This is a genomic window from Micromonospora sp. WMMD1120 (assembly GCF_029626235.1).
Taxonomy (GTDB): domain Bacteria; phylum Actinomycetota; class Actinomycetes; order Mycobacteriales; family Micromonosporaceae; genus Micromonospora.
Map to the genome: position 1 here is coordinate 652,501 of NZ_JARUBO010000005.1, position 15,664 is coordinate 668,164.

18 protein-coding genes and 2 tRNA genes (1 of these 20 cut by a window edge) are annotated in these 15,664 nt (G+C 71.5%); 5 read left to right on the forward strand and 15 right to left on the reverse strand.

Annotation, left to right across the window (positions count from 1 at the left end; genetic code table 11):
* The 5 genes from clpX to O7634_RS03135 all read right to left on the reverse strand — a co-directional run.
* A protein-coding gene (gene clpX, locus O7634_RS03115; protein WP_278148663.1) for an ATP-dependent Clp protease ATP-binding subunit ClpX crosses the window boundary here: on the reverse strand, positions 1-1,239 show its 5' portion. 57 nt of this gene lie to the left of the window's left edge; only the first 1,239 of its 1,296 coding nucleotides appear in the window; it begins with the start codon at positions 1,237-1,239; the stop codon falls past the left edge of the window.
* A gap of 209 nt (positions 1,240-1,448) precedes the next feature.
* Positions 1,449-2,111: an ATP-dependent Clp protease proteolytic subunit gene (locus tag O7634_RS03120; protein ID WP_030333536.1), complete on the reverse strand. Its 663-nt coding sequence runs from the start codon at positions 2,109-2,111 to the stop codon at positions 1,449-1,451.
* 10 nt (positions 2,112-2,121) lie between these two features.
* Positions 2,122-2,763, reverse strand: coding sequence for an ATP-dependent Clp protease proteolytic subunit (locus tag O7634_RS03125; protein WP_203151866.1), 642 nt, complete (start codon positions 2,761-2,763; stop codon positions 2,122-2,124).
* Between the two features lie 195 nt (positions 2,764-2,958).
* A complete protein-coding gene (gene tig, locus O7634_RS03130) occupies positions 2,959-4,305 on the reverse strand; it encodes a trigger factor (RefSeq protein WP_278148664.1) in 1,347 nt (448 codons plus the stop codon).
* 137 nt (positions 4,306-4,442) lie between these two features.
* Positions 4,443-4,516 (reverse strand) — tRNA-Pro (locus tag O7634_RS03135).
* Between the two features lie 221 nt (positions 4,517-4,737).
* Between O7634_RS03135 and O7634_RS03140 the strand changes: the two genes are divergently transcribed.
* A tRNA-Gly gene (locus O7634_RS03140) sits at positions 4,738-4,811 on the forward strand.
* 161 nt (positions 4,812-4,972) lie between these two features.
* A complete protein-coding gene (locus O7634_RS03145; RefSeq protein ID WP_278148665.1) occupies positions 4,973-5,236 on the forward strand; it encodes a hypothetical protein in 264 nt (87 codons plus the stop codon).
* Between the two features lie 146 nt (positions 5,237-5,382).
* Here the strand turns inward: O7634_RS03145 and O7634_RS03150 are convergent, their stop codons facing one another.
* The gene (locus O7634_RS03150; protein WP_278148666.1) at positions 5,383-5,928 is read right to left on the reverse strand and encodes a hypothetical protein; all 546 of its coding nucleotides are present in this window, start codon (positions 5,926-5,928) and stop codon (positions 5,383-5,385) included.
* Positions 5,929-6,069: 141 nt separating this feature from the next.
* On the opposite strand from O7634_RS03150, the gene O7634_RS03155 reads away from it, so the two are divergent.
* Positions 6,070-6,411, forward strand: a complete 342-nt coding sequence (locus tag O7634_RS03155) for a hypothetical protein (protein WP_278148667.1) — start codon at positions 6,070-6,072, stop codon at positions 6,409-6,411.
* A 9-nt stretch (positions 6,412-6,420) separates the two neighbouring features.
* On the opposite strand, the gene O7634_RS03160 is transcribed toward O7634_RS03155, so the two are convergent.
* The 4 genes from O7634_RS03160 to O7634_RS03175 form a co-directional block, all read right to left on the reverse strand.
* Entirely contained in the window at positions 6,421-6,888 is a 468-nt protein-coding gene (locus tag O7634_RS03160; RefSeq protein ID WP_278148668.1) for a ribose-5-phosphate isomerase, read from the reverse strand.
* Positions 6,889-6,975: 87 nt separating this feature from the next.
* Positions 6,976-8,175 (reverse strand): DUF1015 family protein, encoded by a 1,200-nt coding sequence (locus O7634_RS03165; RefSeq protein ID WP_278148669.1) that lies wholly within the window; start codon positions 8,173-8,175, stop codon positions 6,976-6,978.
* Positions 8,176-8,251: 76 nt separating this feature from the next.
* The gene (locus tag O7634_RS03170; RefSeq protein WP_278148670.1) at positions 8,252-8,743 is read right to left on the reverse strand and encodes a hypothetical protein; all 492 of its coding nucleotides are present in this window, start codon (positions 8,741-8,743) and stop codon (positions 8,252-8,254) included.
* Between the two features lie 194 nt (positions 8,744-8,937).
* The gene (locus O7634_RS03175; protein ID WP_278148671.1) at positions 8,938-9,564 is read right to left on the reverse strand and encodes a disulfide bond formation protein DsbA; all 627 of its coding nucleotides are present in this window, start codon (positions 9,562-9,564) and stop codon (positions 8,938-8,940) included.
* Positions 9,565-9,781: 217 nt separating this feature from the next.
* Between O7634_RS03175 and pepN the strand changes: the two genes are divergently transcribed.
* Positions 9,782-12,325 carry an aminopeptidase N gene (pepN, locus tag O7634_RS03180; RefSeq protein WP_278148672.1) on the forward strand — a complete coding sequence of 848 codons (2,544 nt, stop codon included), beginning with the start codon at positions 9,782-9,784 and terminating at the stop codon, positions 12,323-12,325.
* A gap of 90 nt (positions 12,326-12,415) precedes the next feature.
* Positions 12,416-12,667, forward strand: a complete 252-nt coding sequence (locus O7634_RS03185; RefSeq protein WP_278148673.1) for a hypothetical protein — start codon at positions 12,416-12,418, stop codon at positions 12,665-12,667.
* A gap of 57 nt (positions 12,668-12,724) precedes the next feature.
* Here O7634_RS03185 and O7634_RS03190 read toward each other — a convergent pair whose 3' ends face one another.
* From O7634_RS03190 to O7634_RS03210, 5 genes are all read right to left on the reverse strand, one after another.
* Positions 12,725-13,132: a DUF5130 family protein gene (locus O7634_RS03190; protein ID WP_278148674.1), complete on the reverse strand. Its 408-nt coding sequence runs from the start codon at positions 13,130-13,132 to the stop codon at positions 12,725-12,727.
* Entirely contained in the window at positions 13,119-13,418 is a 300-nt protein-coding gene (locus tag O7634_RS03195) for a hypothetical protein (RefSeq protein WP_203150313.1), read from the reverse strand. Before O7634_RS03195 ends, O7634_RS03190 begins: the two co-directional genes overlap by 14 nt.
* Before the next feature lie 75 nt (positions 13,419-13,493).
* Positions 13,494-14,957 carry an amidase gene (locus tag O7634_RS03200; RefSeq protein ID WP_278148675.1) on the reverse strand — a complete coding sequence of 488 codons (1,464 nt, stop codon included), beginning with the start codon at positions 14,955-14,957 and terminating at the stop codon, positions 13,494-13,496.
* Between the two features lie 55 nt (positions 14,958-15,012).
* Entirely contained in the window at positions 15,013-15,441 is a 429-nt protein-coding gene (locus tag O7634_RS03205; protein ID WP_278148676.1) for a PIN domain-containing protein, read from the reverse strand.
* Entirely contained in the window at positions 15,438-15,656 is a 219-nt protein-coding gene (locus O7634_RS03210; RefSeq protein ID WP_278148677.1) for a type II toxin-antitoxin system VapB family antitoxin, read from the reverse strand. Before O7634_RS03210 ends, O7634_RS03205 begins: the two co-directional genes overlap by 4 nt.
* Positions 15,657-15,664 lie beyond the last annotated feature (8 nt).

Genomic DNA, 15,664 nt, shown 5'->3' on the forward strand with positions numbered 1-15,664 from the left:
CACGATCGTCGGGTTCACGTTCTCCAGGACGACCTCGCGGGTGATCAGCACCCGGGCGGCGTCGGGGTTGCTCGGCACCTCGTACATCGCGGAGAGCAGGACCTCCTCGATGATGGCCCGTAGGCCGCGGGCACCGGTGCCCCGCAGCATGGCCTGGTCGGCGATGGCCTCCAGCGCCGCCTCGTCGAACTCCAGCTCGACCCCGTCCAGCTCGAACAGGCGCTGGTATTGCCGGACCAGGGCGTTGCGGGGCTCGGTGAGGATCCGCACGAGGGCGGTGCGGTCCAGGCTCCGGACGTTGGTGATCACCGGCAGCCGGCCGACGAACTCCGGGATCAGGCCGAACTTGAGCATGTCCTCCGGCATGACCTGGCTGAAGATGTCGTCTGTCGACCGCTCGGACACCGACCGGAGCCGGGCGCCGAACCCGGTGCCGCCCTGCCCGGTGCGGGACTCGATGATCTGGTCGAGGCCGGCGAACGCGCCACCGCAGATGAACAGCACGTTCGTGGTGTCGATCTGGATGAACTCCTGGTGGGGGTGCTTGCGGCCACCCTGCGGCGGCACGTTGGCCACAGTGCCCTCGAGCATCTTGAGCAGGGCCTGCTGCACGCCCTCGCCGGAGACGTCCCGGGTGATCGACGGGTTCTCCGACTTGCGGGCGATCTTGTCGACCTCGTCGATGTAGATGATGCCGGTCTCGGCGCGCTTGATGTCGTAGTCGGCGGCCTGGATCAGCTTGAGGAGGATGTTCTCCACGTCCTCGCCGACGTAGCCCGCCTCGGTCAGTGCCGTGGCGTCGGCGATGGCGAACGGGACGTTCAACATCCGGGCGAGGGTCTGTGCCAGGTGGGTCTTGCCGCACCCGGTCGGACCGAGCAACAGGATGTTGGACTTGGCCAGCTCGACGGCATCACTGCCGGAGCCGGGCGCGCCCGCCGCCTCGGCCTGGATCCGCTTGTAGTGGTTGTAGACCGCCACCGCGAGGGCCTTCTTGGCCTGGTCCTGCCCCACCACGTAGGTGTCGAGGAACTGGCAGATCTCCATCGGCTTGGGAAGCTCTTCCCACTTCACCTCGCCGGACTCGGCCAGCTCCTCTTCGATGATCTCATTACAGAGATCGATGCACTCGTCGCAGATGTAGACCCCGGGGCCCGCGATGAGCTTCTTGACCTGCTTCTGCGACTTGCCGCAGAAGGAGCATTTCAGTAGGTCGCCGCCGTCACCGATCCGTGCCACCTACGTTCTCCCTGCGCTCATCGGCCGGAGACCCGGCCTGACCTGCGGACGCTGTGCGCCGCCCGGCTTGGTTCGCCCTGCCGGCCCAACCGGCGAAGCGGTACGGACCCGACGTTACCCGCTGGCGGGGCATTCTCCGACCCCCAAAACGGGTGTGTCAGAGGTCGGCCGGGAACCCTGGCCCCGGCCAACCTCTGACCCGGTACTGCTCAGCGAGCGGCGTTGGCCGCCAGCAGACCCTTCTTGCGGCTGGTCAGGATCGTGTCGACCAGCCCGTACTCCTTGGACTCCTCGGCCGTCATGATCTTGTCACGGTCGATGTCCTTGCGGACCTGCTCAATGGGGCGGTTGCAGTGGCGGGACAGCATGTCCTCCAGCTGCGTCCGCATCCGCAGGATCTCCCGGGCCTGGATCTCGATGTCCGAGCCCTGCCCGTAGCCGCCCTCGGTGGCCGGCTGGTGGATGATGATCCGCGAGTTCGGCAGGGCCATCCGCTTACCCGGAGTGCCCGCCGACAGCAGCACCGCCGCCGCGCTGGCCGCCTGCCCGAGGCAGACGGTCGAGATGTCCGGACGGACGTACTGCATGGTGTCGTAGATCGCCGTCATGGCCGTGAACGAGCCACCCGGCGAGTTGATGTACATGATGATGTCGCGGTCCGGGTCGGTGCCCTCGAGCGTCAGCAGCTGGGCCATCACGTCGTTGGCCGACGCGTCGTCCACCTGCACGCCGAGGAAGATGATCCGGTCCTCGAAGAGCTTGTTGTACGGGTTCGACTCCTTGACCCCGTACGACGTGCGCTCGACGAACGACGGCAGCACGTAACGGTTGTGCACGGCCGCGAACTGGGGCGGCAGGCTCAGGTCGGTCATCGTCAGCTCCTCAGCTCAGGGTCCCGGCGCCATCCGGAACCTGGGCGGCCCCGATGATCACCTTGTCGATGAAGCCGTAGTCCATGGCCTCCTGGGCGGTGAACCAACGGTCCCGGTCCGAGTCGGCCTCGATCTGCGACTGGCTCTGCCCGGTGTGGTGCGCGACCCGCTCCTGGAACATCCGCTTCGTGTAGAGCATCTGCTCCGCCTGGATGGCGATGTCGGACGCCGTGCCGCCCAGACCGCCGGACGGCTGGTGCATCATGATCCGGGCGTGCGGCAGGGCGTAACGCTTGCCCTGTGTGCCCGCGCAGAGCAGCAGCTGGCCCATCGAGGCCGCCATGCCCATCGCCACGGTCGACACGTCGTTGTCGATGAACTGCATGGTGTCGTAGATCGCCATGCCGGAGTAGACCGAGCCACCCGGCGAGTTGATCCACAGGTTGATGTCGCGGTCCGGGTCCTCCGCGGCGAGCAGCAGCAGCTGCGCGCAGATGCGGTTGGCGACCTGGTCGGTCACCTCACTGCCCAGGAAGATGATGCGTTCCTTGAGCAACCGGTTGTAGACCGAGTCGTCGAGGTTGCCAATGGAGTCGCCACCGCGGGCGTCGATCGCCCGGAGCGACTTCTTGGGGATGTGCATGTCGGTCATGGCAGCCCTTCGCTCTCCGTACCGTCTTTCCCGACACTAACCGCTGTGCGAGGCGGCAGAGTCCCGGTCGGGGCAGTGTTCGCTCTCAGCGCAGCTGTCGGGCGTACCCCGGCAGTGCCTGCCGCCCGGGCGGACCCGGGAAGGGAAACGGCCGCCATCCGCCGCGCAGCGACGGATGGCGGCCGCGCCCGACGATCAGTGCTCGTGGTTGTGCTCGGCCTCGTTGGCGGCGCGCAGCGCGTCGAGGGTGACCGGGTTGCCGGCCGAGTCCTTGATCGTGATCCGCTCCATGACGGCCGCGAGCGCCTTGCCCCGCCGCACGTCGCCGAAGACGGCGGCGGCCGCGCCGGAGCGCACCAGCTGGTCGTAGTACTGCTGCGGGGCCATTCCGGCGCGCTGCGCCCGGTGCACGATCTCGTGCCCGAACTCGTCGTCGGAGACCTGCACGTCCTCCGCGTCGGCGAGGGTGTCGAGCAGCAGCTGGACCTTGACGCCCTCGGTCGCCGCCTCGGTCAGCTCGGCGTCGATCTGCTCCTCGGTCTTCTCCTCGGCCGCCAGGTATTCCTCCATCGAGGCGCCGATCCGCTCCAGCTGGTCGATCATCGCCTGCTTGCGGCTGGCGACCTCCTCGCGGACGACACCCTCCGGCGCCGGCACCTCGGCGGCCTCGACCAGCTGGGCGAGGGCCTTGTCCCGGGCGGCGTAGATCTGCTCGACCTGCTTGCCCTGGGTGACCCGCGCCCGCAGGTCGCCGCGCAGCTCCTCGATCGTGTCGAACTCGCTGGCCATCTGGGCGAACTCGTCGTTCAGCTCGGGCAGCTCCTTCTCCTTGACCGTGCGCACGGTCACCGCCACCTCGGCGTCCCGACCGGCGAAGTCGCCGCCGACCAGCTGGGTGGTGAAGGTGGTGTCCTCGCCGGCGGCGAGACCGACCACTGCCTCGTCGAGGCCCGGCAGGAGCTGCTTGCTGCCCACCTCGTGGGAGATGTTGCTGGCCTGGCCGCCCGGCACGTCCTCGCCGTCGACGGTGGCGTTCAGGTCGATCTGGACGTAGTCGCCCTCGGCGGCGGCCCGCTCGACGGTCTTCAGGGTGGCGAAACGCTCCCGCAGGTTCTTCACCTGCTCGTCGATCTCGCTCTCGTCGATCTGGAGCTCGTCGACGGTCACCTCGATGGTGGAGGCGTCCGGGATGGTGATCTCCGGGCGGACGTCGACCTCGGCGGTGAAGTTCAGCGAGTCACCGTCGTTGAACTCGGTGATCTCGACCTCGGGACGCCCCAGCGTCTTGAGGTCGTGCTCGCGCACCGCGGCCATGATGTTCTCCGGGATGGCCTCCTGGACCGCCTCGTTCAGGACGGTGCCCCGGCCCACCCGCTGGTCGATCACCGCACTCGGCACCTTGCCCCGGCGGAAGCCGGGAACCTGGACCTGCGAACCGATCTCCCGGTACGCCTTCTTGAGGCTCGGCTCGAGCTCGACGAACGGCACCTCGATGGCGAGCCGCACGCGCGTCGGGCTCAGAGTCTCGACGGTGCTCTTCACAGGCGTACTCCTTGACGGATCTCAGTTGAGTCTGGGCGTGATTCAGCCCATCGAGTGTAGGCGAGCCGGCCGGACGCTCCGGCATCGCCCGGGGCCGCACCGGGCGGCACCCGGGTCGGCCCGGCCGCGGACGACAGTCGGGGTGGCGGGATTTGAACCCACGGCCCCTCGCTCCCAAAGCGAGTGCGCTACCAAGCTGCGCCACACCCCGTGGCGACGAGCATTCTATGCCGTCGCCGCGCCTCCGGCGGTGCCGGGGCCGCTCTCACCCGGACATGTCTCTCAAACAGGACGAGACAGTCCGGTTCCGGGGAGAGGCGACGCGCATCTCGAGAAGGCGCGACGCGGGGAGGGGACGACGCGGCGGCGCGGTTACCCGACCGACTTCGACATTGGGTACGCTGTCGACGCGACCTGCTCAGGTGGGCGCACGCGGGCGTAGCTCAATGGTAGAGCTTCAGTCTTCCAAACTGACTACGCGGGTTCGATTCCCGTCGCCCGCTCCACGCGACCCGGCCCAGGTCAGCGGCGTTCGCCGCCGACCTGGGCCGTTCACGTCATGCGGCGTTGCCCGTGCACGTGGCCGGGGACCAGACTGTCCAGTGTGATCACGGGGGCAGGGCGATTCGCCCGTTTCCGATCGACCGCGACAGGGTAGGGCTTCGGCATGGACACGACGACAACGGCACGCCTGACCGGCGGACCTCGCGACGGCAGCACCCTCGACGTCAGCGACGAGGCCCTGGTCGAGGTGGAGATCGACGGCATGATGCACCGCTACATCAGGACCACCAGAGAGCGGGACGGTGGCCCGCTCTACACCTACGACGGCATGGTCGCGCCGGACGGCGGCGAGCCCGGCGTCGAGGACCCGGCCGCCCGGGTCGCGTCGCCGAGGGCCGACGCCGAGGGGCACGGCGGCGCCCACTGATGACCCACACCGCCGGTACGCACACGGACCGGCCGGCCACGGATGAACCGTGACCGGCCGGGTAAGTAGCCGCACTGCCTGGTGGGGAGACGACCGGGTGCACGGGCGGGCGGCACCGAGCCGACCCGCCCGTGCGCGCCCCGTGCTCAGTTCGAGGAGATCCAGTTCCAGGCCGACACGACCCACTCGGTCTGCTGGAGCCACGCCACCCCGAGGCCGGCGAGGAACACCGCCGTCGCCAGGTGAGCGCCCCGGGCGCTGCGCCGGACCCGACCGAGCTGCCGCTCCAGCACCACCCGGCCGACCAGCCGGGACAGGGCGAACAGGCCGACGGCCACCAGCGAGCTGAGGACGAGCACCAGCAACGGACCGCTCAGGTCGCCCTGGCCGGACAGCGCCCAGATGCCCCAGCACACGAACGCGAAGAGCCCGGCCGCCGCGCTCCACTCACCACCGCGCCGCAGCTGCGCCATCCGCGCGTTCAGCGACTGGCGCGGTACCGGCCCGCCGGGCCAGCCGGTGCCGGTCGGCTCCTGCTCGACCACCGGGAACGGCTCGGTCCGTGGGGTGCGCGGCTGACCCACCGGCGCGACACCGCGACGGAAGGGTTCGCGCTGGGCCGGCACCTCGACGCCGGCCTGCGGTGGCACCTCCACGGTCCGCTCCGCCCACGGCTGCGTCTGGTCTGCCATCTCGTCCTCCCCCTGACCGACGGCATCACCACCGCCTGCAACCGAGGGTAGCCAGCCGGCGAATCGGTCGCCGACCGCGTCCGGGACACGAGCCGGCACGACGGTGTCGAATCCGACCCCCGCGAGGGGTACGGTCGGCTGATGGGCGATCCCGACCGACGACGGCGACGACTGCGGCACCATCCCGGGGCCGAGCCGGGCCGGCAGGGGCCCGACGGGCCGACGGCGAGCACCCCGGGCGTCCACGACGGCGACGACCCGCCGCCGCGCCGCCGGCACACGGGCGGCGACGAGCGCGACAGCGAGCGAGGGCTGCGCGGATTGGTCGGCTCCGGCTCGTCCCAGGTCGGGCTGAGCGCCGCGCTCCGGGCCCGGGACGCGGCCCGTCCCACCGAAGAGGACCTGGCCGAGGCGGAGGACCGGGTGGTCATCGTCCGGCGCAACTGGGTTCCCCGCGAGGAGCTGCCCCGCTCGCCGCGCTGAGCGTCGCCGTCAGGGCAGCTCGGGCAGCTCCCGGGTGCGCTCGTACTCGGCCACCTGGGCGATCCGCCGGGCGTGCCGCTCGTTGCCGGAGAACGGGGTGTTCAGGAACGCCTCGACGATGCCGGTGGCCTCGTCGAGCGTGTGCTGACGGGCGCCGATCGCGACCACGTTGGCGTCGTTGTGCTGGCGGGCAAGCTGAGCGGTCTCCACGCTCCACGCCAGCGCGGCGCGGATGCCGGCGACCTTGTTCGCGGCGATCTGCTCACCGTTGCCGGACCCACCGATGACCACCCCGAGGCCCGCCTCGTCGGCGACCACCCGGTCGCCGGTGTGCAGGCAGAACGTCGGGTAGTCGTCGTCCGGGTCGTAGCCGTGCGGGCCGACGTCGACGACGTCGTACCCCTGCTTGGCCAGGTGGTTGGCCAGGTGCACCTTCAGCTCGAAACCGGCGTGATCGGATCCCAGGTAGACGCGCATACCGGGCAGTCTGTCAGGCCGTGCTCGGGGACGTCGCAGCGGCAGCGCCCCCGAGCCGGTTTCGTCACACGGCCGTGAACCGACCGGTCAGCGCTGCACCTCGGCGACCACCAGGCCGCCGCGTGCCTTCGGAGTGAACCAGGTGCTCTTGCGGGGCATCTTCTCCCTGGCCAGGTTGACAGCGACGAAGTCCGCCACGGTCACCGGCGCGATCAGGATGGCCAGTTCGGCCCGCCCGGCGTCCACCTCGCCGGTCAGCCAGCTCGCCGGGTAGTCGCCACCGACGTAGGTGATCCGCTTGTCACCCGGGTCCAACCCGAGCGCGTCGCGCAGCACCAGCCGTTCGACCAGGGCGTGGTCCAGGTTCTCCAGGCGGGCGGCGCCCGTCGCGGGCAGGCGCACCGCGTACCCCTGGCCGTCGAGGCGCAGGTGCACGGTGCCGCCGGCCGCCGGGACCTCGACCGGACCGGTGATCGGCTCGATCGCGGCGCCCGCCGCGCGCAGCCGGTCGAGCAGCTCTGCCGGGGTGGTGGTCAGCTCGCTGACCAGCCGGTTGTACGGCTGGATGGCCACCGAGGCCGGCGTGGTGACAACGGCCAGGAAGCGCGGCAGCCCGCCGGTCTGGGCGGCCAGGCTGCGGTGGTTGCCGTCCGCCACGACCAACTCGCCGCCGCCGGCGAGGGCGGTCAGCGCGGTCTGCTCCGGGCCGGGGCCGAGCAGCCAGATGGCGTGCGTGCGCCCCGCCTGGTCGGTGTCGGCGGCGGCGGGCGCGCCGGCCGTCTCGGTCGCCGCCGCGAGCGCGGCGTGCAGCTCGTCGCCGCGCCCGGTCTGCAGCAGGAGTACGGGTGAGAGCAGGTGCCCCAGCGCGTCGGCGAGAGCCACCCGCTCGCGCACCTTGGCGATGAACACGTCCTCGTTGCGGATGACCAGACCGGGCTCGTCGGCACGGGTGGAGATCTGGTCGGTGTCGACCATCGCGAACAGCCCGTACGCCGGCTCCTCGCCGGGCGCGCTGATCCGGTAGAGCACCACCACCTGCTCCGCCGGGGTGTAGCTGCCGTCGGCCTTGGCCTCGGCGAGGCGGGACACCGCCGCCGGCAGCGCGTCGAGGAACGACGTGCCCAGGCTGTCCGGAGCACGGTGCGGCATCTCGATGCCGAGGGCACTGTGCGGGTTCGACTCGATGATCGCGGTGATCTCCGCGTCGTCGGCGAACTCGTCGTAGTTCTGCGCGCCGGTGCCGCCAGTGGTGATCCAGGCCCGGGCGATCGGATGCACGACCGTCATGCCCCGACGCTACCGGCGACGCTGTCGCCGCCGACGGGGACCCGCGGCGCGTCCACCAGATGAAAGGGCGCGGGACTCAGCCCGCGCGGTCGGACGTGCCCCGGCGGTGCCGACCGGCGCTCACCGGCCCGTTGGTGCCCCGTCGGACGGTGCCGACCGGCCCGACGTTCACGCCCCGGCGGGGCGACGCCGGCGGCCCCGGCACGGGACGCTCCGGCGGCGGGGACGGGACCGGTCGCGGGTGCAGCGGCGGCGTCGGCACCGGGCGCGGGGCGGTCGGCGCCGGCGGCGGGGGCGCCGGCTCCGCCGGCGCCGCCAGATCCGCCACGGCGTCGGTGACCGCCGGCAGCGGGTCGGCCGGCGCGGGCGGCGTGAGCCGGGAGGTCACCGGGACCCGGGCGACCCCCACCACGATGGGTGGCGCGAGCAGATCGACGACGTGGGCGGGCAGGTCCGGGCGGACCGCCGGCCAGCGGGAGTCGTCAACGGACCAGTAGGCCGCGCCGGGAGTCTCGATCACCCCCGGTCGGATCAGCTGATCGTCACCGGACGCACGGTGCTTGGCCATCGGGATTGCCTCCACGAACTGCGGGGTGCGGCCCTGCGGGTCGCTGCGGCGGACACCGAGGGAAACGACGCCGCCCGCCCACCGGTGACGCCACCGGGGTGCGGCAACCTCTCCGCCGCACCCGGCGTCCGACGCGACACGCCCCCGTCCGGACGACTGGGCGTGCTCCGGCGGGGGCGTGTCGTGGTCGTGGATCAGTCGAAGATCGGGTCCTGCTCGCGGGTGCGCTTGAGCTCGTAGAAGCCCGGGGTCCCGGCGACCAGCAGCACACCGTCCCAGAGCCGGCCGGCGGCCTCGCCCTTCGGCGCCGGGGTGATCACCGGGCCGAAGAACGCGACAGGGCTGCCGTCCGGGCCGGGCGCGTGCACGACCGGGGTGCCGACGTCCTGCCCGACCGGGCGCATGCCGGCCTCGTGGCTGGCCCGCAGGGCCTCGTCGACGTCGGTGCTGTCGGCGACCTCGGCCAGCGCCGGGTCCAGGCCGGCGTCGGTGAGCGCGGCCACGTAGAGCGCGTTGTCCCGCTCCTGCTTGCCCAGGTGGATGCGGGTGCCCAGCGCGGTGTAGAGCGGACGCAGGACGTCGTTGCCGTACCGCTGCTCGGCGGCGACGCAGACCCGCACCGGGCCCCAGGCGGTCCTGAGGAACTCCTTGTAGTCCTCGGACAGCTCGTCCCGGCCCTCGTTGAGGACGGCCAGACTCATCACGTGGAAGCGGATGTCCACGTCGCGAACCCGTTCGACCTCGAGCAGCCAACGGGACGTGATCCACGCCCACGGGCAGGCCGGGTCGAACCACATGTCGGCGGTGACACGATCGGTCACTGGGGGATCCCTTCGTGACGGGTGGCGCCGAGGATCGGCGTCTCTGACGAATCCTCACCCCGGGGCGTCTCGACCGGCACCCGAATGAGAGCGTGACCTCGGCCACCGAGGGCTGCCCGCACATGGAAGACTCGAATCCGGGCCGCCACGAGCGGTTGGCAGACGGGCGCCGCCGGGCGTACGGCGACATGTGGGATGGAGACGAACAGTGCCGGGAGTGCGCAACCTGACGCAGGTCGAGGCGACCGAGCGGGCACGCCTGCTCGACGTGACGGGCTACGACATCAGTCTCGACCTGTCGAGCGCCGTGCTGGCGGCCGACGGCCGCACGTTCCGGTCGACGACCGAGGTCCGGTTCCGCTGCTCCGAGCCGGGCGCGAGCACGTTCGTCGAGGTGGCCGCCGAGTCGGTGCGGTCCGCGACGTTGAACGGCGCGCCCGTCGACCTCTCCGACTGGTCCGCCGAGAAGGGCCTGACCCTGTCCGGGCTCGACAGCGACAACACGCTGGTGGTCGAGGCCGACTTCGCGTACTCCAACAGCGGCCAGGGTCTGCACCGGACGGTCGACCCGGTGGACGGCGAGACCTACCTCTACAGCCAGTTCGAGACGGCCGACGCGCAGCGGGTGTACGCGTGCTTCGACCAGCCCGACCTGAAGAGCGTCTACACCTGGCACGTCACGGTGCCGGCGCACTGGCGGGCGGTGTCCAACATGCCGGTGCGGCGCGAGGAGCCGGCCGGTGACGCGCTCAAGACGCTGCACTTCGCCGAGTCGCCCCGGATGAGCACCTACATCACCGCGCTCTGCGCCGGCCCGTACCACGAGGTGCGGGACAGCCACGACGGCATCGACCTGGGGGTGTTCTGCCGGGCCTCGATGGCGGCCTACCTGGACTCCGACGACCTGTTCCTGATCACCAAGCAGGGCTTCGACTTCTTCCACGAGAAGTTCGGCGTGCGCTACCCGTTGCCGAAGTACGACCAGCTCTGGGTGCCCGACTTCAACGCCGGCGCGATGGAGAACTTCGGCTGCGTGACGCACGCCGAGTCGCACTACCTGTTCCGCTCGCAGGTCACCGACTTCGAGTACGAGCAGCGGGCCAACACCATCCTGCACGAGCTGGCCCACATGTGGTTCGGCGACCTGGTCACCATGCGCTGGTGGAACGACCTGTGGCTGAACGAGTCGTTCGCCGAGTGGGCCAGCCACTGGTGCAACACCAACGCGACCCGGTTCACCGAGGCGTGGACGACCTTCCTGTCCATCCGGAAGAACTGGGGCTACCGGCAGGACCAGCTCTCCTCCACCCACCCGGTCTACACCGAGATGCCGGACATGGAGGCCGTCGAGGTCAACTTCGACGGCATCACCTACGCCAAGGGCGCGAGCGTGCTCAAGCAGCTCGTCGCGTACGTGGGCGAGGAGCCGTTCGTGGCCGGGCTGCGGGCGTACTTCGGCAAGCACGCCTGGGGCAACGCCACCTTCGACGACCTGCTCACCGAGCTGGAGGCCGCGTCCGGGCGGGAGCTGCGCAAGTTCGCCGCGCAGTGGCTGGAGACCGCGCAGGTCAACACGCTGCGGCCGGAGGTGACCATCGGCGCGGACGGCGCGTACGAGCAGGTGCTGGTGCGGCAGGAGGCGCCGGCGGCGTACCCGACGCTGCGGACCCACCGGATCGGCGTGGGCCTGTACGACCTGACCGACGGGCGGCTGGTCCGGCGGGAGCGGTACGAGGTCGACGTGGCCGGCGAGCGCACCGAGATCCCCGAGCTGCGCGGCGTCCGGGCCGCCGACGTGCTGCTGCTCAACGACGACGACCTCAGCTACACCAAGCTGCGCCTCGACGAGCGCTCGATGGCGACGGTGGTGCAGCACATCGGCGGCTTCGAGTCGTCGCTGTCCCGCGCGCTGTGCTGGACCGCCGCCTGGGACATGACCCGCGACGCCGAGCTGTCCGCCCGGGACTACGTGGCGCTGACGTTGAGCGGGCTGCCCGCCGAGACCGACATCAACCTGGTCACCGCCACCCTGCGGCAGGCGACCACCACGCTCACCCTGTACGCCGACCCGGCCTGGGCGCCGACCGGCTGGGCGGACCTGGCCCGTACCGCCCGGGACGCGCTCGCCGCCGCGGAGCCGGGCAGCGGGTTCCAACTCGCCTGGGCCCGCGCGTTCACCTCGGCGGCCCGCTCCGACGAGGACCTGGCGACGTTGCGCGGGTGGCTGGACGGCACCGGAATGCCGGCCGGGCTGACGGTGGACACCGAGCTGCGCTGGTCGCTGCTCGCCGCGCTGGTGGCGAACGGCGCTGCCGGCGCCGCCGAGATCGAGGCGGAGCTGGCCCGCGACCGCACCGCCAGTGGCGAGCGGGAGGCGGCGTACGCGCACGCGCTGATCCCGACGGCCGAGAACAAGGACGCCGTGTGGGCCCTGCTCACCGGCCCGGAGGCGCTCCCCAACTGGCGGCACCGCGCGCTGCTTCAGGGCCTCGCCCATCCGGCGCAGGTGGAGCTGGTCGCGCCGTACCGGGAGCGGTACTTCGCGGCGGTCGAGCAGGTGTGGGCGACCCGGGACAACGAGCCGGCGCAGGAGTTCGCCCAGCTGGCGTACCCGACCTACCTGGTGGAGGAGGACACGGTGGCGGCCACCGACGCGTGGCTCGCCGAGGACGGGCACCCCGGTCCGCTGCGGCGGTTGGTCGCCGAGGGCCGCGACGGCGTGGTGCGGGCGCTGCGGGCCCGCGCGAAGGACGCCCAGTAGAGCTGACCAGCGAGGACGCGGCCCGGGCCGGCGTGGGTGCGAACCCGATGCCGGCCCGGGCCATTATCGTTGCGGAAGGAGGTGGACGTGATGGCGCAACCGACTCACCAGTGGCAGCTCCCGGAGCGGAGCTGGCGCGAGCAGGACCTGTCCGACCTGCCGGAGAACGGAAACCGCTACGAGATCATCGACGGAAGCCTGCACGTGACACCACCCGCCAGTCCCGAACACCATGAGCTGGCTGAGCACTACGAACTGCTGGGCACCCTGGGTCCGGAGGACCCGGTGAACGTGGACGAGCCGTGGCCGATAAAGTTGGATCCTTCCATCTGGCCCCGCTGACAATACCGAAGCCCGGCCCGCTGCGAGCGGGCCGGGCTTCGTCGTGTCAGGGAAAGCTCAGCCCTTGCCGGCGTGGCTGGCGAGCTGGTCGAGGCCGTTGATGATGCCGCCGGCCAGGTCGCCGCCGCTGAACGCGCCGACCATGGAGAGGGCGGCCAGCTTGGCGTACGTGTCCGGGATGCGCTTGCGCGCGTACCGCCCGGTGACGATCTCCAGCTGCCGCTGGTTGGGCGACACGGCGATCAGCACCGACTTGTCGGGCTCGGCGAGCTGGCGGTGCAGCCGCTGGGCGTGCTCCCGGACCGGCTCGTCGAGGCCGCCGACGAAGACCGAGAAGACCAGGCCGGTGCCCTTGTCGGCCAGGCGCAGCGCCTCGTCGATGCGCAGCAGCTGGCGGGTCGAGAAGGGCCCGTCCAGCACCTCGGGCCGGTTCTCCGACCCGGCCTGCTTCTCACCAACGGTCACTTGCGCCTCCGGTTCCACCGGCCGGCGCCTCGACGCTGGCCTGCTCAAGCTTGTGGCTGGTCAGCGCGGGCGCCTGCGCCCCCGCCGTCAGCGCGGTGCCGGCCGAGTCGGCCAGCTGCTCCGGGCGGCCCAGGAACCAGACCGGAGTGAAGTCGAAGGGCCGGCCGGGCCGGTAGCGCTTGGCACCCCCACCGCCGCCGGTGGCGCCACCGCCACCGCTGCCGGCGTACGACAGGCCGGCGATGACCAGCACCGCGGCCAACGGGATGCCGACGAAGACCAGCAACGTCTCGGTAACAGACAATCCCAACGCCCCCAGGCGGAAGAAGGACGACCTCGAACAACCGGGTCGGATGGACAATCATGCTGCCGACCGCCCGACTCCGTCGCCATTCACGTTAGCGGAGTCGACGGCCCGCCAGATCGCGGGGTGCCGATCCCATCCGTCACTCGACTTCTCCAGTTGCGCAGCGGTCGCGATGAGCCGCCCGTCGTCGCCGTACCGGCCGGTGAGCAGCACCCCGACGGGCAGGCCGTCGGCGGTGGCTCCCAGCGGGAGGGAGACGGACGGATCGCCGGTGACGTTGAAGATGGCGCAGTAGGGCGAGAACCGGCGCTGCTGGTCGAAATCGGCGGCCGGGTCGGCGGCGGCGGTGAACCAGCCGACGGGCGCCTGCGGAGCGGCCAGGGTGGGGCAGAGCAGCAGGTCACAGCCGGCCGTACGGCGGGCACCGAGGCGGACCTGCGCCTGCAACTCCCCGAGCGTGGCGGCGAGCGTGCCGGCGGAGATCTCGGCGCCCCGGGCGCGGAGCAGCCGGGTCAGCGGCAGCAACTCCGCCTCCCGCTGTGGCGGCACCGGGGTGAGCGCCAGCACGTACCAGAGGATCTCGAACAGTGGCCACGCCGCCGGCCCGAGTGGCGGGGGCACCTCGACCACCTCGTGGCCGGTCGCGGTGAGCAGCGCGGTGGCCCGGTCCACGGCGGCCACGCAGTCGGGGTGCACCGGTTCGTCGGCGAGCATCGGCGTGGTGAACCGGCCGATCCGCAGCCTGCCGGGCTCGGCCCGGCGCGCGGTCGCCAGGAAGCCGCCGGGCGGTGTGGGCGGTGGGAGGTAGGGCTCGCCGGGCACCGCAACGGCCATGACGTCGAGCAGCGCGGCGACGTCGGCGACGGTCCGCCCGAGCGGGCCGCTGGTGGGCAGGCCGAACGCGCCGGAGCCGACCGGCCCGCCGGAGACGAGACCACGGCTGGGTTTGTAGCCGACCAGGCCGCAGAGCGACGCCGGGATGCGCAGCGACCCGCCGCCGTCGGACCCCTGGGCGACCGGGACCAGCCCGGCCGCGACCGCCGCCGCGGCGCCGCCGCTGGAGCCGCCAGCGGTGTACGCCAGGTGCCACGGGTTGCGGGCCGGCGGCGCGACCAGGCCCTCGGAGTACAGCGAGCAGCCCAGCTCGGAGGTGGTGGTCTTACCCAGGCTGACCAGGCCGGCGGCCTTGATGAACCGCACCACGTCGGCGTCGACCGGAGGGACGAAGTCGACGAAGGCGGCCGAGCCGAAGGTGGTGCGGACCCCGGCGGTGAGCGTCAGGTCCTTGATCGCGGTGGGCACCCCGTGCAGCGGCCCGCGCTGCTCGACCGGTGCCGCGTCTGCGGCGCGGGCGGCCTCGCGGGCCAACTCCGGTGTGACGGTGACGAACGCCCCCACCGTGTCGCCGAGCGCGTCGACGCGACGCAGGTGGTGCTCGACCAACTCGACGCTGGACAGCTCACCGCGCGCGATGGCGGCGGCCTGCTCCAACGCGGTCAGGTCGTGCGGCTCGGCCATCCCGTCATCCTGCCCGCTGGGGGCCGCAGTCCGCGGGCCGACACGTCGTCGACCGTCAGTCCAACGTGCCCGCGGGGGCCACCCATTCACCACGCGGGCCGCCGACGTCGCTGATCAGGTCAAAGTCGCGGTCGTAGTGCAGGACGGTCGCGGAGTATTCGGCAGCGGCTGCCGCCACCAGGACGTCGACAGGGCTGGCCGCCCGATGATGGCCACGGGCTGCCAGCGCCAGTTGCAGGTCCTGTGCGCGGGTCGCGACGGCCAGCGTGATCGGAAGGTCGATCATCAGTTTCGCGCGGAGGGCGCGCATCGTCATGGCGTCCCGGAAGTTCCGGGCGCTTCGCCCGTTCTCGAGATCGAGCGGCACGCAGGTCGCGGCGAGACCTTCCTCGAGGATCGTCGTGATTCGCTTACCTGCGGTCGGCTGGCGTCGGCGACCCCATGCCGATGTGTCGATGAGGTAGAGCCCGGCCGGCAGGATCACGCAGCGTCCTGCTCTCCGCGCGGTGTCTTGTCGTCCTCGAGCAGACCGCTCCAGTCCTGGTCGACCGAGAGCAGTTCCCGGATGGCCTGCGCACGCTCACTGCGCTCGGCGACCAGGCGTAGCGCGGCGTGGATGGTGTCTTTCTTGCTCTTGGTGCCCAACTCGCGGCGTGCCCGGTCGAGCAGTTCATCATCAAGGTCGATAACCGTCTTCACGCAGGCAG